At 72.4% G+C, this 21855-nt stretch carries 14 protein-coding genes and 1 riboswitch; of the genes, 10 read left to right on the forward strand and 4 right to left on the reverse strand.

The genetic code is table 11. From position 1 onward, the window contains the following. Positions 1-12: 12 nt before the first annotated feature. Together ADL08_RS22835 and ADL08_RS22840 are read right to left on the reverse strand one after the other, a co-directional pair. Complete coding sequence (locus ADL08_RS22835) at positions 13-714, reverse strand: DUF7342 family protein (RefSeq protein WP_053645922.1); 702 nt, start codon at positions 712-714, stop codon at positions 13-15. Then, entirely contained in the window at positions 711-2372 is a 1662-nt protein-coding gene (locus ADL08_RS22840) for a sensor histidine kinase (protein ID WP_053645924.1), read from the reverse strand. The genes ADL08_RS22835 and ADL08_RS22840 overlap by 4 nt, the downstream gene beginning before the upstream one ends. A gap of 257 nt (positions 2373-2629) precedes the next feature. Between ADL08_RS22840 and ADL08_RS22845 the strand changes: the two genes are divergently transcribed. Next, positions 2630-3685, forward strand: a complete 1056-nt coding sequence (locus tag ADL08_RS22845; RefSeq protein WP_053645927.1) for a CobW family GTP-binding protein — start codon at positions 2630-2632, stop codon at positions 3683-3685. A gap of 65 nt (positions 3686-3750) precedes the next feature. Here ADL08_RS22845 and ADL08_RS22850 read toward each other — a convergent pair whose 3' ends face one another. Next, complete coding sequence (locus ADL08_RS22850) at positions 3751-6210, reverse strand: DNA gyrase/topoisomerase IV subunit A (protein ID WP_053645929.1); 2460 nt, start codon at positions 6208-6210, stop codon at positions 3751-3753. Between the two features lie 181 nt (positions 6211-6391). Here ADL08_RS22850 and ADL08_RS22855 point away from each other — a divergent pair, with 181 nt between their 5' ends. The 4 genes from ADL08_RS22855 (at position 6392) to ADL08_RS22870 (ending at position 11261) form a co-directional block, all read left to right on the forward strand. After that, entirely contained in the window at positions 6392-7738 is a 1347-nt protein-coding gene (locus ADL08_RS22855; RefSeq protein ID WP_078968190.1) for a M16 family metallopeptidase, read from the forward strand. Positions 7739-7764: 26 nt separating this feature from the next. Further along, positions 7765-9132, forward strand: coding sequence for a M16 family metallopeptidase (locus ADL08_RS22860; RefSeq protein WP_420709610.1), 1368 nt, complete (start codon positions 7765-7767; stop codon positions 9130-9132). 288 nt (positions 9133-9420) lie between these two features. Beyond that, a riboswitch (cyclic di-AMP (ydaO/yuaA leader) is annotated at positions 9421-9584 on the forward strand. Between the two features lie 12 nt (positions 9585-9596). Continuing rightward, complete coding sequence (locus tag ADL08_RS22865) at positions 9597-10367, forward strand: M23 family metallopeptidase (protein ID WP_053645935.1); 771 nt, start codon at positions 9597-9599, stop codon at positions 10365-10367. 210 nt (positions 10368-10577) lie between these two features. Next, complete coding sequence (locus tag ADL08_RS22870) at positions 10578-11261, forward strand: GntR family transcriptional regulator (protein WP_053645937.1); 684 nt, start codon at positions 10578-10580, stop codon at positions 11259-11261. Between the two features lie 185 nt (positions 11262-11446). Here ADL08_RS22870 and ADL08_RS22875 read toward each other — a convergent pair whose 3' ends face one another. Then, the gene (locus ADL08_RS22875; RefSeq protein WP_030222698.1) at positions 11447-11728 is read right to left on the reverse strand and encodes an HPr family phosphocarrier protein; all 282 of its coding nucleotides are present in this window, start codon (positions 11726-11728) and stop codon (positions 11447-11449) included. Between the two features lie 175 nt (positions 11729-11903). Between ADL08_RS22875 and ADL08_RS22880 the strand changes: the two genes are divergently transcribed. The 5 genes from ADL08_RS22880 to ADL08_RS22900 all read left to right on the forward strand — a co-directional run bounded on the left by ADL08_RS22880 (position 11904) and on the right by ADL08_RS22900 (position 21712). Next, a complete protein-coding gene (locus tag ADL08_RS22880; protein WP_053645939.1) occupies positions 11904-15041 on the forward strand; it encodes a GNAT family N-acetyltransferase in 3138 nt (1045 codons plus the stop codon). A 97-nt stretch (positions 15042-15138) separates the two neighbouring features. Beyond that, positions 15139-15735, forward strand: coding sequence for a DUF5998 family protein (locus tag ADL08_RS22885; protein WP_053645940.1), 597 nt, complete (start codon positions 15139-15141; stop codon positions 15733-15735). After that, positions 15735-16940 carry an alkaline phosphatase family protein gene (locus tag ADL08_RS22890; protein WP_053645942.1) on the forward strand — a complete coding sequence of 402 codons (1206 nt, stop codon included), beginning with the start codon at positions 15735-15737 and terminating at the stop codon, positions 16938-16940. The genes ADL08_RS22885 and ADL08_RS22890 overlap by 1 nt, the downstream gene beginning before the upstream one ends. A gap of 50 nt (positions 16941-16990) precedes the next feature. Beyond that, complete coding sequence (locus ADL08_RS22895) at positions 16991-17641, forward strand: thymidine kinase (RefSeq protein ID WP_053645944.1); 651 nt, start codon at positions 16991-16993, stop codon at positions 17639-17641. A 222-nt stretch (positions 17642-17863) separates the two neighbouring features. After that, on the forward strand, positions 17864-21712 hold the full coding sequence (locus ADL08_RS22900) for an ATP-binding protein (protein ID WP_159043072.1): 3849 nt from the start codon (positions 17864-17866) through the stop codon (positions 21710-21712). Positions 21713-21855 lie beyond the last annotated feature (143 nt).

The following is a 21855-nucleotide window of genomic DNA, read 5'->3' on the forward strand; positions in this document are numbered from 1 at the left end:
GTCCGGCCCGCCTCAGGCGGTGGGCGGCGAGCTCGCCCAGACGTACCGGTGCTCGGGGCGGCCCGTCTCGCCGTACCGGAGCGAGAGGCGCACCCGGCCGGTCCGTTCCAGGAGTTTGAGGTAGCGCTGCGCGGTCTGGCGGCTGACGCCGGACCGCTCGGCGATCTCCTGCGCGGACAGCGGCCCGTCGGCGGCGAGCAGCACCTGCCGGACCAGCTCGGCCGTGGTGGGGGAGTGCCCCTTCGGCAGGTCGGGGGCGACGGAGCCCGCCGCCAGGACCCCGAAGATCCGGTCCACCTCGGCCTGTTCGGCCTCGCCCCCGCCCTCCAGGGTGCGGCGGAGCGTCGCGTACGCCTCCAGCTTGCCGCGCAGGCCGGCGAAGTTGAACGGTTTGACCAGGTACTGGAGGGCGCCGTGCCGCATCGCCGCCTGCACGGTGGCCACGTCCCGGGCCGCCGTCACCATGATCACGTCGCACTGGTGGCCGCGCGCGCGGAGCTTGCGCACCGCCGCCAGGCCGTTCTCGTCCGGCAGGTAGTGGTCCAGGAGGATCAGGTCCACGGGCCGCTCGTCCAGGGCGGCGAGCGCCCCGGCGGTCGAATGGGCGGTGGCGACGACCCGGAAGCCGGGCACCTTGGCGACGTAGGCGGCGTTGATCCGCGCCACCCGCACGTCGTCGTCCACCACGAGCACGTCGATGGGCACGTCGGTCACCGCGCCTCCTCGGCAGGCACCGGAGGGCCCGGAGCGTCGCTCAGGGCGTCGGGCAGGACGACGGTGAACTCGGCCCCGCCGTCCGGTCCCCCGGCCACGGTCGCGGTGCCGCCCCGGCGCCCGGCGAGCCGGCGCACCAGGGCGAGTCCGAGCCCCCGCTTCCCGTGGGACGGCAGGGCCTTCGTCGTCCAGCCCTCCGTGAAGATCAGCTCGCGCCGGTCCTCCGGCACCCCCGGGCCGCTGTCCGAGACCCGCAGCACGACCGTACGGCCCTCGGAGCGGAAGGAGACGCCGACCCGGGCGTCCGCGGTGCCCGCGGCCGCGTCCAGGGCGTTGTCGACCAGGTTGCCGACGACGGTGACCAGTTCGCGCGGGTCGACCAGCCGGTCCGGAAGGAGCGAGTCCGGTGCGAGCCGCAGCGAGACGCCGCGCTCGGCGGCGACGGCGGCCTTGCCGACGAGCAGCGCGGCGAGGAGCGGGTCGTGGACCTTCTCGGTGACCTGCTCTGCGGTGGCCCGGTGCACCCCGACCACCTCGGTGACGAACTCCACCGCCTCCTCGTGCATCTCCAGCTCCAGGAGGCCGAGGAGGGTGTGCATCCGGTTGGCGTGCTCGTGGTCCTGGGCGCGCAGGGCGTCGATGAGGCCGCGGGTGGCGTCCAGCTCACGGCCGAGGTGCTCCAGCTCGGTGCGGTCGCGGAGGGTCGCCACCGCGCCGCCGTCGGCCGTGGGCATCCGGTTCGCGATCAGCACCCGGTGCCCCCGGACCGTGACCAGGTCCTCGCCGGTGACCCGGCCCGCCAGGACGTCGGCGGTGCGGCCCCGGCCGAGGACCTCGTCGAGCGGCCGCCCCGCCGCCTCGGGGCCGAGGCCGAGGAGCCGCTGCGCCTCGTCGTTCACGAGCCGCACGGAGCCGTTGCGGTCCAGGGCGACCACGCCCTCCCGGATGCCGTGCAGCATGGCCTCGCGTTCGGCGAGGAGCGCGGAGATGTCGGAGAAGGCCAGGTCGTGGGTCTGCCGCTGGAGCCGCCGGGAGATCAGGTACGCGGCCAGGGCCCCGGCCGCGAGCGCGCCGCCCGCGTGGGCGAGGAGGCCGGGGATCGCGCCGAGGAGCCGGTCGCGGACGCTGTCGTACTCGATGCCGACGGAGACCGCGCCGACGGTCCGCCCGTCCGCGTCGCGCAGCGGCACCTTGCCGCGCGCCGACCGGCCGAGCGTGCCGCTGTCGATCTCCATGACCTCCCGCCCGGCCAGGGGCGCGCTCGGGTCGGTGGAGACGACCCTGCCGATCTGCACGGGGTCGGGGTGCGACCAGCGCACCCCGCGCGTGTCCATGACGACGACGTACTCGGCGCCCGTGGAGGTCCGGACCCGCTCGGCCTCCGTCTGCACCGGGCCCCGCGCGGACGGCGGACCGCCGGTGAGGCCGGCGGCGAGCCGGGGCGACGCGGTGGTCCCGGCGATGGCCAGGGCCCGCCGCATGGCCTGGTCGTCGAGCTGGGCGCTCAGCGGGGCCAGGAAGAGGCCGGTGGCGAGGACGGTCACCCCGGTGGCGACGGCCAGCTGCATCAGCAGGACCTGCGAGAACCCCCGCCGGGGCCACCCGAACCGCCGACGGCGCGCGAGGGGGCGCGAGGGTGCGGTCTGTGCGGGGTCCATGCCCGAAAAGGTACGGGGACACGCCCCGGCACCGGAAATGGGCGGTGGACGGGGGAGCGGGAGGCGGGGGCGTGCGGTGCCGGAGCGGGGGTAGGGCCCAAGGGACCGAGCCCCGCCCCGCGGCGCTCGCCCCACGGCCCCCGCGCCGCCCCGGAAGCCCGCCGGCGGCCCGTGGCCCGCCTATCCTGGGCCTTTCCGCGGGGCGGCGCGCCCGCACCCGCGGGGACCACGACCGAGCACGACCGGAGGCACGACCCTTGACCACGCAGCAGATCCCCGTCGTCGTCCTGGCAGGGTTCCTCGGGGCCGGGAAGACCACGCTCCTCAACCATCTGCTGCGCAGCGCCCGGGGCACCCGCATCGGGGTCATGGTCAACGACTTCGGCGACATCGGCATCGACGCGATGACCGTCGCCGGCCAGGTCGGCTCCACGGTCTCCCTCGGCAACGGCTGTCTGTGCTGCGCCGTCGACGCCAGTGAGCTCGACGAGTACCTGGAGGTCCTGACCCGGCCCGAGTCCCGGCTCGACGTGATCGTGATCGAGGCGAGCGGACTCGCGGAGCCGCAGGAACTGGTCCGCATGGTGCTCGCCAGCGAGAACGAGCGGATCGTGTACGGAGGGCTCGTCGAGGTCGTCGACGCGGCCGAGTTCGGGGCCACCCGGCAGCGGCACCCCGGAACCGACCGGCACCTGGCCGTAGCCGACCTCGTGGTCGTCAACAAGGCCGACCGGGTCTCCGCCGACGAGCTGCGGAGCGTACGGGAGACGGTGGCGGGCCTCGCCGGACGCGCCGCCGTGATCGAGGCCTCCCACGGCCGCGTCGACCCGGAACTGCTCTTCGACCGGGTCGTCCCGGACGGCGAGATCGAGGGCCAGATGTCGATCGAGGACGTCCTGTACGGCTCCGACGAAGACGCCGACCACGCGCACGCGTCCTACGAGACCGTCTCGCTGACGGCCTCGACGCCGCTCCACCCCCGCCGCCTGATGGCGTTCCTGGACTCCCGCCCCGAGGGCCTCTACCGGATCAAGGGCTTCGTCGACCTCGGCGCCGCCGACCCGGCCAACCGCTACACCGTGCACGCCGTCGGACGCTTCCTGCGCTTCTACCCGGAGCCCTGGCCGGCCGGCCGGGAGCGCCTCACCCAGCTCGTCCTGATCGGCTCCGGCGTCGACGCGGCCGGGCTGCGCAAGGAACTCGCCGCCTGCGAGCTGAACGGCCCGCGGGACGTCCCCGACGAGGTCGGCATGTGGGGCCTCCTGCGGTACGTGCGGCAGACGGAGGAGGAGCCGGAGGAGACCCTGTTCTAGGCGTTCTAGGCGTTCTAGGCGTTCTAGGCGTTCCAGGCCTCTTCCGGCTCCCTTTCCCCGCGGGCCTAACTGGCCGGGCCCGCCAGCACCTCCACCGGCTTCGCCAGGGGCGTGCCCGAGCCGTCCCGCCGGGGGTCGACCTCCGGGAGGTCGACCGGAGTGCCGTTCTTCTGGGCGGCGCGGACCGGAGTGGCGCCCGCCCAGGCCAGGATCAGGACGTCCTCGCCCTTCAGGAACCGCTGGCAGCGGACGCCGCCGGTCGCGCGGCCCTTGCGCGGGTACTGGTCGAAGGGCGTCAGCTTCGCCGACGTACCGGCGGAGGAGTCCAGGGCGCCCGTGGAGCCCGCGACCGTGAAGACCACCGCGTCCGACGCCGGGTCGACCGCCGTGAACGAGAGCACCTCGGCGCCCGCGGTCAGCTTGACGCCCGCCATGCCGCCCGCGGGCCGGCCCTGGGGCCGCACCTGGGAGGCCGGGTAGCGCAGCAGCTGGGCGTCGGAGGTGATGAAGACCAGGTCCTCCTCGCCCGTCCGCAGCTCGGTCGCGCCGACGATCCGGTCGCCCTCCTTGAGGGTGATGACCTCCAGCTCGTCCTTGTTCGCCGGATAGTCCGGGACCACCCGCTTCACCACGCCCTGGAGCGTGCCGAGGGCGAGGCCCTGCGAGGCCTCCTCGAGGGTCGTCAGGCAGACCACCGTCTCGTCCGCCTCCAGGGAGAGGAACTCCGACAGCGGCGCGCCGCCCGCCAGGTTCGGCGTGGACGCGGTGTCCGGCAGCCGGGGCAGGTCGATCACCGAGATCCGCAGCAGCCGGCCGGCCGAGGTCACCGCACCGACCTCGCCGCGCTGGGTGGCGGCCACCACGGACACGATCACGTCGTGTTTGACCCGCTTCGCGTCCGGCTCGGTGGGAGGCAGCGCCTCCGTCGCCGTACGGGCCAGCAGACCGGTCGAGGAGAGCAGCACCCGGCACGGGTCGTCCGCGACCTGGAGGGACGTGGCCGCGACGGGCGTGCCGGCCGACTCCAGCAGGACCGTCCGCCGGTCCGTGGCGAACTTCTTGGCGACCGCGGCCAGCTCCGCCGAGACCAGCTTGCGCAGCTCCGCGTCGGATTCGAGGATCCCGGTCAGCTCGTCGATCTCGCCGTTGAGGCGGTCCCGCTCGCCCTCCAGCTCGATCCGGTCGAACTTGGTGAGGCGGCGCAGCGGGGTGTCCAGGATGTACTGCGTCTGGATCTCGCTCAGGGAGAAGCGCTCCATCAGGCGCTCCTTGGCCTGCGCGGAGTTCTCGCTCTCCCGGATGAGGCGGATGACCTCGTCGATGTCGAGCAGCGCCACGAGCAGGCCCTCGACCAGGTGGAGCCGGTCGCGCTTCTTGGTGCGGCGGAACTCGGAGCGGCGGCGGACCACCTCGAAGCGGTGGTCGAGGTAGACCTCCAGGAGCTCCTTGAGGCCGAGGGTGAGCGGCTGTCCGTCGACCAGCGCCACGTTGTTGATGCCGAAGGACTCCTCCATCGGCGTCAGCTTGTAGAGCTGCTCCAGGACCGCTTCCGGCACGAAGCCGTTCTTGATCTCGATGACCAGGCGCAGGCCGTGGCTGCGGTCGGTGAGGTCCTTGACGTCCGCGATGCCCTGGAGCTTCTTGGAACCGACCAGGTCCTTGATCTTGGAGATGACCTTCTCGGGGCCGACCGTGAACGGCAGCTCGGTCACGACGATGCCCTTGCGGCGCGCCGTGACGGTCTCCACGGACACGGTGGCGCGGATCTTGAAGGAGCCGCGCCCCGACGCGTACGCGTCCTTGATGCCGGAGAGGCCGACGATGCGGCCGCCGGTCGGCAGGTCCGGGCCGGGCACGAAGCGCATCAGCGTCTCGAGGTCGGCGTTCGGGTGCCGGATCAGGTGGCGGGCGGCCGCGACGACCTCGCCGAGGTTGTGCGGGGGCATGTTGGTCGCCATGCCGACCGCGATGCCGGACGCGCCGTTGACCAGCAGGTTCGGATAGGCGGCGGGCAGCGCCGCCGGCTCTCGCTCCTGGCCGTCGTAGTTCGGCGCGAAGTCGACCGTGTCCTCTTCGATGGACTCGGTCATGAGCAGCGCGGCCGGGGCCATCCGCGACTCGGTGTACCGCATGGCGGCCGGCGGGTCGTCGTTCCCGAGGGAACCGAAGTTGCCGTGGCCGTCGACGAGGGGGAGGCGCATGGAGAAGGGCTGTGCCATGCGGACCATCGCGTCGTAGATCGACGCGTCGCCGTGCGGGTGCAGCTTGCCCATCACCTCGCCGACGACCCGGGCGCACTTCACGAAGCCGCGGTCGGGACGCAGCCCCATCTCGTTCATCTGGTAGACGATGCGGCGCTGGACGGGCTTCATCCCGTCGCGGGCGTCCGGAAGCGCGCGCGAGTAGATCACCGAGTACGCGTACTCGAGGAAGGAGCCCTGCATCTCGTCGACGACGTCGATGTCGAGGATCCTCTCCTCGTACGCGTCGTCCGGCGGCGGTGTCTTCGTGCTGCGGCGGGCCATCGCGGCTGCGGCTCCTTCACCAACAAGGTTGATCTGACGCGGACCATTGTGGACCGTGCCACCGACAACGCCGACCGCGACCCGGAAGAGGGACATCCGGAAGGGGCGGGAACTTCGCCAGGTGTCGGCGCGCTTGCATACAGTGGCAGGACTTTTTCACATCGCGATCGAAGGGACGTACATGCCCATGGGTCACACGGCCACGGCCGAGGCCGGCTCCGGCGGCCTGACAGCGACCGAGCACCGGTTGGCGAACGGCCTGCGCGTGGTGCTCTCGGAGGACCACCTGACCCCGGTCGCCGCGGTCTGCCTCTGGTACGACGTCGGCTCGCGCCACGAGGTCCGGGGCCGCACGGGGCTCGCCCACCTCTTCGAGCACCTGATGTTCCAGGGCTCGAAGCAGGTCCACGGCAACGGGCACTTCGAGCTGGTGCAGGGCGCGGGCGGCTCGCTCAACGGCACGACGAGCTTCGAGCGCACCAACTACTTCGAGACCATGCCCACGCACCAGCTGGAGCTCGCGCTCTGGCTGGAGGCCGACCGCATGGGCTCGCTGCTCGCCGCCCTGGACGACGAGTCCATGGAGAACCAGCGGGACGTCGTCAAGAACGAGCGCCGCCAGCGCTACGACAACGTGCCGTACGGCACGGCCTTCGAGCGGCTGACCGCCCTCGCCTACCCGGAGGGCCACCCGTACCACCACACGCCCATCGGCTCCATGGCCGACCTGGACGCGGCCACCCTGGAGGACGCGCGGGACTTCTTCCGCACGTACTACGCCCCGAACAACGCGGTGCTCTCCGTCGTCGGCGACATCGACCCGGAGCGGACCCTCGCCTGGGTCGAGAAGTACTTCGGCTCCATCCCCGGCCACGACGGCAAGCCCGCGCCGCGCTCCGGCGAACTGCCCGACGTCATCGGCGAGCAGCTGCGTGAGGTCGTCGAGGAGGAGGTCCCGGCGCGCGCCCTCATGGCCGCCTACCGGCTGCCGCACGACGGCACGCGCGAGTGCGACGCCGCCGACCTGGCCCTGACGGTCCTGGGCGGCGGGGAGTCCTCCCGCCTGCACAACCGCCTGGTCCGCCGGGACCGCACGGCCGTCGCCGCCGGCTTCGGCCTGCTGCGGCTCGCCGGGGCGCCCTCGCTCGGCTGGCTGGACGTCAAGACGTCCGGCGGCGTCGAGGTCCCGGAGATCGAGGCCGCCGTCGACGAGGAGCTCGCCCGGTTCGCCGCCGAGGGCCCCACGTCCGAGGAGATGGAGCGCGCGCAGGCCCAGTTGGAGCGCGAGTGGCTGGACCGGCTCGGCACCGTCGCGGGCCGCGCCGACGAACTGTGCCGGTTCGCCGTGCTGTTCGGCGACCCGCAGCTCGCCCTCACCGCCGTCGACCGCGTCCTCGACATCACCGCCGAGGAGGTCCGGGAGGCCGCCGCGGCCCGACTGCGCCCGGACAACCGCGCGGTCCTGGTCTACGAGCCGGTGGCCACCGAACAGAGCGACAGCGACGAGGAAGAGGGGGCGGACCAGTGACCGACGCTGCCGCGTCTTTGACGAGCATGGACTTCCACCCGCAGCCGGCGCCGGGCACCGCCCGCCCCTGGGCCTTCCCGGCCCCCGACCGCGGCACCCTGGAGAACGGCCTGACCGTCCTCACCAGCCACCGCCCCGGCCAGCAGGTCGTGGCCGTGGAGGTCTTCCTGCCGGCCCCGCTGGACGCCGAGCCCGCCGGTCTCGACGGCGTGGCCACCATCATGGCCCGCGCGCTCTCCGAGGGCACCGACCAGCACGGCGCCGAGGAGTTCGCGGCCGAGCTGGAGCGCTGCGGCGCCACCCTCGACGCGCACGCCGACCACCCGGGCGTACGGGTCTCCCTGGAGGTCCCGGTCTCCCGGCTGCCCAAGGCGCTCGGGCTGCTCTCCGAGGCCCTGATCGCCCCGGCGTTCCTGGACGCCGAGGTCGAGCGCCTGGTGCGCAACCGCCTCGACGAGATCCCGCACGAGACGGCCAACCCGGCCCGGCGCGCCGCCAAGCAGCTCTCCAAGGAGCTGTTCCCGGCCGACTCCCGGATGTCCCGGCCGCGCCAGGGCACCGAGGAGACCGTCGGGGCGATCGACGCCGCCGCGGTCCGCGCCTTCTACGAGGCGCACGTGCGGCCCGCCACGGCCACCGCCGTGGTCGTCGGCGACCTGACCGGGGTCGACCTGGAGAAGGTCCTCGCGGAGACGCTCGGCGCCTGGACCGGCGAGCCCGGCGAGCCGCTGCCGATGCCGCCGATCACCGCCGACGACACCGGCCGGGTCGTCGTCGTGGACCGCCCCGGCGCCGTCCAGACCCAGCTGCTCATCGGCCGGATCGGCCCCGACCGGCACGCCCGCGTCTGGCCGGCCCAGGTCCTCGGCACGTACTCCCTCGGCGGGACCCTGACCTCGCGCCTGGACCGGGTCCTGCGCGAGGAGAAGGGCTACACGTACGGCGTGCGGGCCTTCGGGCAGGTGCTCCGCTCGGACGCCGAGGGGAACGGCGCCGCGATGCTCGCCATCAGCGGCTCCGTCGACACCCCCAACACGGGTCCGGCCCTGGACGACCTGTGGAAGGTGCTGCGCACCCTGGCCGCCGAGGGGCTCACGGACGCCGAGCGGGAGACGGCCGTGCAGAACCTGGTGGGGGTGGCGCCGCTCAAGTACGAGACGGCCGCCTCCGTCGCCGGGACGCTCGCCGACCAGGTGGAGCAGCACCTCCCGGACGACTTCCAGGCCCAGCTGTACGCGCGCCTGGCCGAGACCGGCACCGTCGAGGCGACCGCGGCCGTGGTCAGCGCCTTCCCGGTGGACCGGCTCGTCACGGTCCTGGTGGGCGACGCGGCGCAGATCGCGGAGCCGGTGCGGGCGCTCGGGATCGGTGAAGTCACCGTCGTCAGCGGCTGATTGACCCCGTCCGGCCGGAGGCGCACCGCCGCCGGCCGGGGCGGACGGAGGACCCCGGCGAGCCGTCACGCCGGGGTCCTCCGCGCACCCGGAGGGGAAACGCCCCGGCGAGGCGTCCGGCCGATCGTCCGGCCGATAGCCCGGGGAATTGTCCGTATTGATGGCAAGGGTGATCATCTGCCCTGTGGCATGCCTTACAAAAGGTCATGTTCGGTTGGTGATCGACTGACGCTCCGCATAGCGTCGGTCCGGCTGTTCGCCAGTTGCACCCGCCGCGCCCGCGGCACCGGACAGTCATCGCCGAGTCCCCGTCGGGCGCGAGCCTGGGGAGCCGGGGACCCACACAGTCCCTGGGGTGAATCGGACGCCTTCGTCTCGTGCGGAGGGGCCCGTAGGAGACCTTCCTGCTCCGAACCCGTCAGCTAACCCGGTAGGCGAGAAGGAAGGAAAGGAACAACGTCTTCATGGCGTTCACCCGTGCCACCGGGAAGCATCGTGGGTCGAGCCGGATGGCGCGCCGAGGCGCGGGCATCGCCGGCGTGGCGACGCTCGCCACCACCGGCGTCATCGGAACCCTGGCCTCCCCGGCGCTCGCCGCCGACACGGACAACCGCTCCCCCGAGGACACCGGTCTCACCAAGGTGATCACCGAGGACTCCCTCGTCGACCGGCTCAACGCCCAGGCCGACGCCCAGGACCGGGAGGCCTTCGAGGCCGTCGTCGAGGAGAGGGCCAAGGCCGAGGCGAAGCGCAAGGCCGAGGCCCGCGCCAAGGAGATCCGCGAGGAGAGGGCCCGCGCCGCCCGCGAGGCCGAGCGCCGCCGCCTGAACTCCTTCCAGCTCCCCGTCGCCGGCTCGTACGTGTCCACCGGCTACCAGACCGGCGGCTCGCTCTGGTCCTCCGGCAGCCACTCCGGCGTCGACTTCCACGCCGCCTACGGCAGCCGGGTCGTCTCCGTCGGCTCCGGCACCGTCGTCGAGGCCGGCTGGGGCGGCGCGTACGGCAACAACATCGTGATCCGGATGAACGACGGCACGTACACCCAGTACGGCCACCTCTCCTCCATCGGGGTGTACGTCGGCCAGACCGTCGAGCCGGGCCAGCAGATCGGCGTCTCGGGCTCGACCGGCAACTCGACCGGCCCGCACCTCCACTTCGAGGCCCGCACGAGCGCCGACTACGGCTCGGACGTCAACCCGGTCTCCTACCTCCGCGCCCGCGGCGTCGCCGTCTGACCCGGCGTCCCGCGCACCCCTGACCACCGGGGGTCCTCCGCGTCGCAAAAGCCCCGGCTCGTACTGAGCCGGGGCTTTTCGTCGGCCAAAAGGTGTCCATGGATTCCATGGGGGCATCGGAAATTCCGGCGGGCTGCAATAGAGTCGCGGATCAGGCGCAGAACAGGCGCCGCTCGAATTGTCTCGCGCGGACCAAGGCGGAGGTCGGACATGCGCATTCCCGCGCACTCGGTATGCACGGCGATCCGGGACGACATCGTCTCCGGCGTCTTCGAGCGGGGCAGCCGGCTGACCGAGGAGCAGCTCGCCCGCCGGTACGGGGTCTCCCGCGTCCCGGTCCGCGAGGCGCTGCGCACCCTGGAGTCCGAGGGCTTCGTCCTCACCCGCCGCCACGCGGGCGCGCACGTCGCCGAGCCCACCGAGCAGGAGGCGGCCGACCTGCTCGACATGCGGGCCCTGCTCGAACCGCTGGGCGCCGCGCGGGCCGCGCAGCGGCGCACCGACGCCCACCTCAAGGTGCTGCGCGGCCTGGTCAGGCTGGGGCAGGAGCGGGCCAGGCGGGGCCAGGGCGAGGACCTGCGCTCGCTCGGCGGCTGGTTCCACGAGACGCTCGCGCAGGCCTCCGGCAGCCCGCCGCTGACGGCGCTGCTCACCCAGCTGCGGCACAAGATCGCCTGGATGTACGCGGTCGAGCAGCCCGAGCGGCCGGTGGAGGCCTGGGCCGAGCACGGCGCGATCGTGGACGCCGTGGCGCGCGGCGACGCGGAGCGGGCGAGGGCCCTCACCGTGCTGCACGCGGAGCGCTCGATGTCGCTGCACCGGCTCAAGAGGCCGGAGCGCGGACGCGTGAGGGTTTCGCAACACGTCGTCAACACGACGAGCGCCCGGAATTAACACGCACACCGTATACAAAGAATAGGAATTCCAGGGGGACTTTTCGTGCTGCCGGAAAACGGTGCGTCCGTAAATCCGGATGTCCGGGAATCGGAGCCGTCGGGGGCGGGGGAGTGGAAAAGCGAAAGGCCGTGGCCGCCGGAATTCCGGCGGCCACGGCCTTTCGGCGCGAGAGACGTGAGGGGTCAGACGGTCTCGGGGAGCTCGTCCAGGCCCTCGGCGACCAGCTTCGCGAGGCGGTCCAGAGCGGCCTCGGCACCCTCGGCGTCCGACGCGAGCACGATCTCCTCGCCGCCCTGCGCGCCCAGACCGAGCACCGCGAGCATGGAGGCGGCGTTCACCGGGGTCCCGTCGGACTTGGCGATCGTCACCGGAACGCCGGAAGCCGTGGCGGCACGGACGAAGATGGACGCGGGGCGGGCGTGCAGGCCCTCGGCCCAGCCGACGTTGACGCGGCGCTCAGCCATGGTGTTGCCCTTCAAGTCTCAAGCGGGTTGTCTAGACCAGTCTCTCACGGGATGCGAGGTGCTCACACCGACCTTCGGCCCGGACCGGACCGCCCTTCGGCTCCCCCCACCTTGCAACGCGCGCCTCCACCGCGCGACCGGTGCCCCCGGCGTGCCGCGGCCGTAGGCTGACCCCATGCAGAGCGCGTCGGAGCAGTCGGAAGCGGCGGAACCGCAGGCAACGCCGGAGCACGCCTACCCCGACCACTGGGAGGCGGACGTGGTGCTCCGCGACGGCGGCACCGCGCGCATCAGACCCATCACCGCCGACGACGCCGACCGGCTCGTCAGCTTCTACGAGCAGGTCTCGGACGAGTCGAAGTACTACCGCTTCTTCGCCCCCTACCCGCGCCTCTCCGCCAAGGACGTGCACCGCTTCACCCACCACGACTTCGTGGACCGGGTGGGACTCGCGGCGACCGTCGGGGGCGAGTTCATCGCCACCGTCCGCTACGACCGCATCAACGACCGCGGACTGCCCGCCTCCGCCCCGGCCGACGAGGCCGAGGTCGCCTTCCTCGTCCAGGACGCCCACCAGGGGAGGGGCGTCGCCTCCGCCCTGCTCGAACACATCGCGGCGGTGGCCCGCGAGCGGGGCATCCGGCGCTTCGCCGCCGAGGTGCTCCCCGCCAACACCAAGATGATCAAGGTCTTCACCGACGCGGGCTACACCCAGAAGCGCAGCTTCGAGGACGGCTCCGTACGGCTCCACCTCGACCTGGAACCCACCGACCGGTCCCTCGCCGTCCAGCGCGCCCGCGAGCAGCGCGCCGAGGCCCACTCCGTGCAGCGGCTGCTCACCCCCGCCTCCGTCGCCGTGGTCGGCGCCGGCCGCGCGCCCGGCGGCGTCGGCCGGACCGTCCTGCGCAACCTCCTCGGAGCGGGCTTCACCGGACGCGTGTACGCGGTGAACGCCGCGCTCCCCGAAACCGGCGACGGCGCCGGCGGCACGGTCGAACTCGACGGGGTCCCCGCGTACCGCTCCGTCGGCGCCATCGGCGAGCCCGTGGACCTCGCGGTCGTCGCCGTCCCCGCCGAACGGGTGCTGGAGGCCGTCGCGGACTGCGGCGAGCACGGGGTGCGGGGCCTCGTCGTCCTCTCCGCCGGATACGCCGAGAGCGGCCCGGACGGCCGCGAGCGGCAGCGCCGGCTCGTGCGGCAGGCCCGCTCGTACGGCATGCGGATCATCGGGCCCAACGCCTTCGGCATCATCAACACCGCCGACGACGTCCGGCTCAACGCCTCCCTCGCGCCGCAGATGCCGGCCGCCGGGCGGATCGGGCTCTTCACCCAGTCCGGCGCGATCGGGATCGCCCTCCTCGCCGGACTGCACCGGCGGGGCGCCGGACTCTCCTCCTTCATCTCGGCCGGCAACCGCGCCGACGTCTCCGGCAACGACTTCCTCCAGCACTGGTACGACGACCCCGGCACCGACGTCGTCCTCCTCTACCTGGAGTCGATCGGCAACCCCCGGAAGTTCACCCGGCTCGCCCGCCGCACCGCCGCCGTCAAGCCGGTCGTCGTCGTCAAGGGCGCCCGGCACAGCGGCAGCGCCCCGCCCGGCCACCGGGTGCCCGTCACCCGGGTCCCGCACGCCACGGTCTCCGCGCTGCTCCGGCAGGCCGGGGTGATCCGCGTCGACACCGTCACCGAGCTCGTGGACGCCGGTCTGCTCCTCGCCGCCCAGCCGCTGCCCGCCGGGCCCCGGGTCGCGATCCTCGGCAACTCCGAGTCGCTCGGCCTCCTCACGTACGACGCCTGCCTCACCGAGGGACTGCGTCCGCTGCGGCCCCTCGACCTGACCACCGCGGCGGTCCCGGCGGACTTCCGGGACGCGCTGGCGGCGGCCCTCGCGGACGAGACGTCCGACGCGGTCGTCGTGACCGCGATCCCGTGGGTCGGCGAGGACGGCGCCACCGAGTTCGGCGACGGCGAGGTCCTCGCGGCCGCCCTCCGCGAGGCCGTCGCCTCGGCCCCCGCCCCGACGAAGCCGGTCGTCGTCGTCCACGTCGAGATGGGCGGCCTCGCGGAGGCCCTGGCGGTGGCGACGAGCACGAGGCCGACACCGGCGGGACGGGGGGCCGGGGCGGTGACGAGTACGAGTACGGGTACGGGAGTGGGTACGGGCGCCGGGCCCGGACCCGTACCGGCGACGCCGCCCGGACCCGTACCGGCGACGCCGCCCGGACCCGTACCGGCGACGCCGCCCGGCGCGGAACCGGCGACGCCGCCCGGCCGGACCAGGGGCCCCGGCCCGGTCCCGGCCACCGATCCGGCCCAGCGCCCCGACCCGGCCCCGGCGTCCGGCCCCGTCCGGGCCCCCGGCCCGGTCCCGGTCTCCGCCGTGGAGGGTTCCCCGGACGGATCGCGTGCCCCGGACGGAGACCGCCCCCCGGTCACCGTCACCATCCCCGCCTACCCCGCCGCCGAGCGGGCCGTGCGGGCCCTCGCCGAGGCCGTGCGGTACGGGCAGTGGCGGCGGCAGGCCGCCGAGCCCGGGCGGGTGCCCGAGTACGAGGACATCGACGAGGCGGGGGCCGCCGCCCTGATCCGGCGGGTGCTCGGCGCCGCGGAGGCGGACCCGCGGGGCGTGACCCTCGGCACCGACCAGGCCGGCGAGCTGCTCGCCCGGTACGGGATCACCGCCCTGCCGACCCTGCCCGCGCCCACGCCCGACGCCGCCGTCGCGGCCGCCGGCCGGCTCGGCTACCCCGTCGCCCTCAAGACGACCGCACCGCACCTGCGCCACCGCCCCGACCTCGGCGGGGTCCGGCTCGACCTGGCCACCGAGGAGCAGCTCCGCACGGCCTACGCCGAGCTGACCGAGGTCCTCGGCAAGCCCGAGGAGCTCCAGCCGGTCGTCCAGGCCATGGTGCCCCGGGGCGTCGACACCGTCGTCCGCTCCGCCATCGACCCGGCCGTCGGCGCCGTCCTCTCCTTCGGCCTCTCGGGCGCGGCCTCCGAGCTCCTCGGCGACACGGCCCACCGGCTGGTCCCGGCCACCGACCGGGACGTCGCGGAGCTCGTCCGCTCCCTCCGGACCACCCCGCTGCTCTTCGGCTGGCGCGGCTCCGCCCCCGTCGACACCCCGGCCCTGGAGGAGCTCCTCCTCCGGGTCTCCCGGCTCGTCGACGACCATCCCGAGGTGGTCGCCGTCTCCCTGGAGCCGGTGGTCGTGGCGCCCCGCGGCCTCTCCGTCCTCGGCGCGACGGTCCGGCTGGCCCCGCCCCCGCCCCGCACGGACCTCGGCCCGCGCAGCCTGCCGAACTACTGACGGAGGAGTCGGATGTCACAGCTTCCCGCCCTTCCCGTGGCCCCGCCGTCCCCGCAACCGGCCGAGCCGTCCTTACCCGGGGCTTAGGATGGAGTCCATGGCGAAGACCGGTACGACGACCCAGGGGCTGCGCGCGGCGATCGAGCGCAGCGGCTACTACCCGGCCCTCGTGGCCGAGGCGGTGGAGGCCGCAGTCGGCGGCGAGGCCGTCGCGTCGTACGTGGTGCACCAGGAGACCACCTTCGACGCGAACGAGGTCCGCCGCCACGTCACCGTCCTCGTCCTGACGCCGAACCGCTTCATCGTCAGCCACACCGACGAGCAGGCCGCCGACACCAGCTCCCCGACCCCGTACGCCACGACCTCCACCGAGTCCGTGAAGCTCGACCGGATCTCGTCCGTCGTCGTCAGCCGCGTGGTCGCCAACCCCGAGTCGTACACGCCGGGCACCCTGCCCCGCGAGGTGGTCCTCACCATCGGCTGGGGCGCCGTCTCCCGCATCGACCTGGAGCCCGCCGCCTGCGGCGACGCCAACTGCGACGCCGACCACGGCTACACGGGCAACTCCACCGCCGACGACCTCAGCCTGCGGGTGAGCGAGGCCGGGGACGGCCCGGACACCGTCCGGCAGACCCTCGCCTTCGCCCAGGCGCTCTCCGAAGCCACCGCGGCCACCGCCGCCGCCACCCGCTGATGGTGCAGCCCGCCGCCGTGTCCCACGGCTGGCCCGACGACCCGGTCCCGCTCGCGCCGGAGACCGCGCCGGTGCCCGAGTACGCCACCGGCTCCCTCGGCGACCTCCTTCCCACGCTCGTCGCGGGCCAGGAGGTGCCCGGCTTCACCCCCCGGATCGCCGAGCTCGCCCCGGCCGACCGGAACTGCGTCTTCCTGATCGACGGGCTCGGCTGGGAGCAGATCAAGGACCACCCGGACGAGGCGCCCTACCTGACCTCGCTCCTCGGTTCCTCGCGGGGCGGCACGGGCCGTCCGATCACCGCGGGCTTCCCCGCCACCACCGCGACCTCGCTCGCCTCCGTCGGCACCGGCCGCTACCCGGGCACCCACGGACTGCCCGGCTACACCGTGCGCGACCCCGGCACCGGCGAGCTGATGAACCAGCTGCGCTGGAAGCCGTGGACCCCGCCGCGCGCCTGGCAGCCGTACCCCACCGTCTTCCGGCTCGCCCACGAGGCCGGGGTGCACACCGCCCAGGTGTCCTCCCCGACCTTCGCGCAGACCCCGCTCACCCAGGTCGCGCTCAGCGGCGGAACGTTCCACGGGCGGCTCTCCGGCGAGGAGCGCATGGACTTCGCCGCCGAGCAGCTCGCCGCCGGCGACCGCTCGCTGGTCTACACGTACTACAGCGAACTCGACGGCGCCGGGCACCGCTTCGGCATCGACTCCGACGCCTGGCGCGGCCAGCTGATGTTCGTCGACCGGCTCGTGCAGCGGCTCGCCGAACAGCTGCCGCCCCGCTCGGCCCTGTACGTCACGGCCGACCACGGCATGGTCGACATCCCCTTCGACGAGCAGCACCGCATCGACTTCGACGAGGACTGGGAGCTGCGCGCCGGCGTCGCCCTCCTCGGCGGCGAGGGACGGGCCCGCCACGTCTACGCCGTGCCCGGCGCCGAGGCGGACGTCCTCACCTGCTGGCGCGAGGTCGTCGGCGAGCAGTTCTGGGTCGCGGGCCGCGACGAGGCCATCGCCCTCGGCTGGTTCGGGGACGAGGTCGACGAGCGCGTGTACGGGCGGATCGGGGACGTCGTCGTGGCGGCCCACGACGACGTGGCCATCACGGCCTCCGTCAACGAGCCCCACGAGTCCGCGATGGCCGGCATGCACGGGTCCATGACCCCCGCCGAGCAGCTCGTCCCGCTGCTCGAAGCGCGCTCCTGACCTCCCTCCTCCCCTCCGTCGCCCACGCCCCGAAAGGTCCCCGACCCGTCATGCCCGAGCTGGTCTTCTTCTCCGGAACCATGGACTGCGGGAAGAGCACCCTGGCGCTCCAGATCGCCCACAACCGCGACGCGCGCGGCCTCCAGGGCGTGATCTTCACCCGTGACGACCGGGCGGGCGAGGGAAAGCTGTCCTCCCGGCTCGGCCTGGTGACGGAAGCGGTCGAGGCGCCGCGGGACATGGACGTGTACGCGTACCTCGTCGCCCAGCTCTCCCAGGGCGGCAAGGCCGACTACGTGATCGTGGACGAGGCGCAGTTCCTCGCCCCCGAGCAGATCGACCAGCTCGCCCGCATCGTCGACGACCTGGGACTGGACGTCTTCGCCTTCGGCATCACCACCGACTTCCGCACGAAGCTCTTCCCCGGTTCGCAGCGGCTGATCGAGCTGGCGGACCGCATAGAACAGCTCCAGGTCGAGGCCCTGTGCTGGTGCGGCGCCCGGGCCACGCACAACGCCCGTACGGTGGGCGGGGAGATGGTCGTCGAGGGCGAGCAGGTCGTGGTCGGCGACGTGAACCGCCCGGCGGAGGAGATCGGTTACGAGGTCCTCTGCCGCCGTCACCACCGCAAGCGGATGACCGCGGCCTCGGCGCACGCGGGCGCCCTGTCCCCGGACGTCCTGCCGGTCAACCACGCCTGACGGCCTGTCGGCGGAGGCTTTCCCCTCGGACGTGTCCGCCCCTCGCCAGGCGGCTCGTCCGCCGGTTTCCCTGTCGGCGGCGGGCCCCCTGACCGGCGCCGACGTCGTCACGGATCGGTGAGATGTCCCGTCGCGTCGGCCGCCGCCGTGTTAAGAGTGAACGAGGGCTGGGGGACAGGGGCACGGTACCCCTCCCGGATTTCTTGTGGGGGTGTGTGCGACATGGGGGACTCCGGAGTCCGCAACGTCATGACGGGCGGTACGTACAACGGGCCGGTCATCCAGGCAGGGTCCGTCCACGTGGACATGTACGGGGCCGCACCGACCGCTGACGGCGGAGCGGAGGCCGAGGACCCCTGGACGCGCGCCGCGGCCGGATCGGCGGTGTGGGACCACGTGTCGCACATGAGGGACGCGGAAACGGTCCGGAACCACGTGCTGGCGGTGGTCGAAGCACTGGCGGTACTGCGCGACGAAGCCGACGCCCTTCTGGGGGCGGACCCCTGGCGGGACCCGGGCATGCCGGAGCGCTTCGCGGAACGTGTGGAGTGGCTCATGGGCGAACCGGACACGGGCACACCGCTCGACCTCCATCCAGCCGAAGCCGCCCTGCTCGTTCTTCTCCCCTTCCTCTACCGCACCAACTTGCTGCGCACGGCTGCCCGGTACGCGACGGTCGATCCGGCACGGTTGGAGTGCGTGCCGGGCGCGGACGAGGACCGAGCGTCCTTCGAGGCGTACGCGGAAGAGAACGACATGCTCGTCAAGCGAGCGCTATTGAGGCCCGAGGCGGCCGCCCCGATCGGTTGGTGGCTGTTCCACCGCTGGATCCTGCGTCGGGGCCTTCACGCGGACGCGGCCGGCGTACGGGAGCTGCTGGACCTCGTCGGCGAGCGGGCACGGCCCCTCGGGGAGGTCCTGAATGCCGCCCGCATCACCAGGTTGCTCCACGGGGTCCGGCGCGGCCCCGACGTGTCCAACGCCGAATTCCTGGAGCAGCTGCCGTCCGACGACCGGGTGCGGGTGGTCGGCCATCAGCGCGTCCGGGAACGGAGGCTGGTCCTCGTCATCGCACTCGCCTACGCGACGTGCGCGGACATGGTCGCCCTGCCGGACATCGTCGTCGAGCACATGGGAATCCCGCACTCCGTCGATCTCGACCTCCTCCGCGAGACCCTTGAGCAGGCTACGTGGGGAGGGCAGGCGGACTTCCCCGTGCTGCGAGCCGACTGCCATCACGAGGCCGTCATCGAAGGGCTGCGGAGCCACACCGCCCGGGCGGACGAAATCCTGCACGGGGTCCACCGTGCCGTCCGGGAGCGCATCACCCAGCCGATGCCCGTCCTGCCCACGCGGTTCTCCGCGGACGACGTCCGCCCCGCGGACGGGGTCTTCGACGGCTGGGCGAGCTTCCGGCTGGACGAGCGCAGGGTCCGCGAACTGCTGATGGGGGTCCAGCTCTACAAGGACCGGGACCTCGCGGTGCGCGAGCTGTACCAGAACGCCCTCGACGCCTGCCGGTACCGCAGGGCCAGGACCGAGTACCTGGCGCGTACGGGGGCCGTGTCCTACGACTACGAAGGCCGGATCTCCTTCTTCCAGGGCGTGGACGAAGGGGGCCGCGCCTATCTGGAATGCCTGGACAATGGCATCGGGATGGGAGCCGCCGAACTGCGGGGGGTCTTCTCCCAGGCCGGTGCGCGGTTCGCCGAGCAGGCGGACTTCAAGCTGGAACGCGCCGAGTGGGCGCGACTGGATCCGCCCGTGGAGCTCTTCCCCAACAGCCGTTTCGGCATCGGGGTGCTGAGCTACTTCATGTTGGCGGACGAGCTGACCGTGACGACCTGCCGGATGGGGCCCTCGGGTACGCCGGGCCCGCTCCTGGAGGTCTCCGTCCACGGTCCGGGACACCTCTTCCGCATCGTCAAACGGGCCGAACGCGGTGAGCGGCCCGGCACGCGTGTACGACTCTACCTGCGTGATGATCCAAAGCCCGGAGGACGCTGGTCCTGCGTCGGCGTCCTGGAAAGACTGCTCGGCATCGCCGAGTTCCACACCACCGCCACCCACGCCGACCGACACGCCGAATGGCCGCCCGGCCTCCTGCGGACAAGGAAGCAGCCCGACAGGGAGAGGTTCGGGTTCGATGCCCACGGCAAGCGCATCGAGTGCCCGGATGTTCCTCCCGGCGTCACCCTGACCTGGACCGAACGCGGCGGAGGCCTGCTCGTGGACGGGCTGGTCGTGCACCCGGCCGTCCGCAACGGTGTGCTCTCCTCGGCCGATTCGGGGCTCACCGGCGCCGTGATCAACTTGTCCGGGCCGCACGCCCCCGCTCAACTGTCCGCCGACCGTGCCCAGATCCTTGACGATCTTGCGCCCTTCCTGGAAGACGTGACGGTCCGCGCGGCGGATTCCCTCGCTGTCGCTGAGGGCACGCTTCTGGATTTCCCATGGGTGTGCCGTGTCGCCTACAGCAGCCCGCAGTTGGCCGACATCCTGACCGCGGCGGCTGTGCGGGCGAGGCGGTCGATGAGGTTCGGGTCGAAGAAGGTCGACACCGGAAGGACGGGAATCCTTCCCGGTGACGTCCACCTGCTCCTGAAAGGCTCCTACCGCCGCAATGGAGAGGAACCCCTATGGAATTTCATCGGGAGTCCCCCGGATCACATCTACTTGTGGAGGCTTCTTTCCCACGGGCTGACCCGGACACTGGACCAGCTGGCCGAATTCTGTCCGGACTTGCGTGATCCCGTGCCGACTCTGTCCGCGGTTCCGTCCGACCAGTTGATCATGGCGACCAAGAGTGGATCGCACGATTACTGGCACTGGAGTCCTCGTCCGTTCCGGAAGGACGAGGACCTGTCCGCGGTGCTGGGGTCATGGGGCGTCACATCGGAGGTGGCAGCCCGGCGCATCATGCAACTCGGGTTGTTCGACGTTTGCTCGAAAGAAGTCCCATCGCCGACGGTGGGCAGTCTGCTTCGTGACTCGAAGAAGGCGGAGGTTTCCCCGGCCGACATGGCGGCAGCGTGGCGTGACCGCGGGGTCGGCGTTCCGGAAGACGTGGTCATCCTTGCCGAAGCTGCGACAAAGGACCGGCTGTTGATGCGCGACGGCGAAGACGAGAGGGCGGGTTGGTTCTCTCCGGGGGAAACCGTACCCCCGGGGCGTATCGCACAGCTCAGCAATGAGCTCGGCCTTCGTGTCGCCGAGGTGTGTGCGCGTTTTCACGACTATGGGCTCCGGACGGATGAGCAAGGCCTTCCTGATCGCCCCGTCTTCGACACGGAAACCCTTCTTCGCCAGTTCAGTGGAGGGGGCGGCCCCTGGATTTCCCGCCCCCGTGTGTTGTCGCCGTCGCAGATTCTGCTCGCGGCGAAGAATCTGAAGATGGAGCCATCCCTGATCGACCGGATGTACCGCGACTTGGGCTTCGTGGATCATCGTCCACTCCCTGACGATGCAGTAGTCGGAGATTTGGTCATCTTCGACGGCAATGGATGGGAGGAATCTTTGGATCACCTTCCTCCGGGTCCTTTCCCGTACAGTTTCATTTTTGATGCGGTAAGGGGCGAACGTTCTCTCGCTGACGTGGTGGACAGGATGCGTGATTACGGATTCGCGATACCTCTGCGAGTCCCCCCTGCATTCGGCAGCCTCGACTCGATCCTCCTGAGCACGTCGGGTCCCTGCTCATGGTGGGACGTCACTACAGAGGACTCCCTGCCCTTCGCGCACCTCGTCGTAGCCGCCGCGTCGTCCTTCCGTGACCTTCGGGAAATAACCGAGAAAATTATTTCTTATGGAATCCCGCTGTCGTGTACGAGTCTTCCGGAAGGGCTTTCCATGGGCGGTGCGCTCCGGCTCATCGGGTACGACGCAGAGCGCGACGACCACTGGAGGAAGGACAGCGAAGTCTCCCTGCAGGAACTGATCGAGCGTGCCGGGGAGCTCCGGGCGACCGTGAAACAGGTCGCGGACTGGCTCACCCAGCTGGGAATCACGGTGCCCGACCTCGGCAGTACGTTGCGAGAAGCCCTCGCCCGTGTGCCTCGTCGAGAGCCGTGACCGGTCCACCGCATCCGACACTCACCGAGCGACCGCCGTTCCACAGCGCGCTGTCCGCCACGGCGTCGATGGTGGTGGGGATGGCGAGGACGGGGGCCTCGGTCGGATCCGGGCCGGGACGCAGCAGTTCGGCCTGCCGCGTG

Source organism: Streptomyces sp. NRRL F-6492, from assembly GCF_001280125.1.
In the GTDB taxonomy this organism is placed as follows: Bacteria; Actinomycetota; Actinomycetes; order Streptomycetales; family Streptomycetaceae; genus Streptomyces.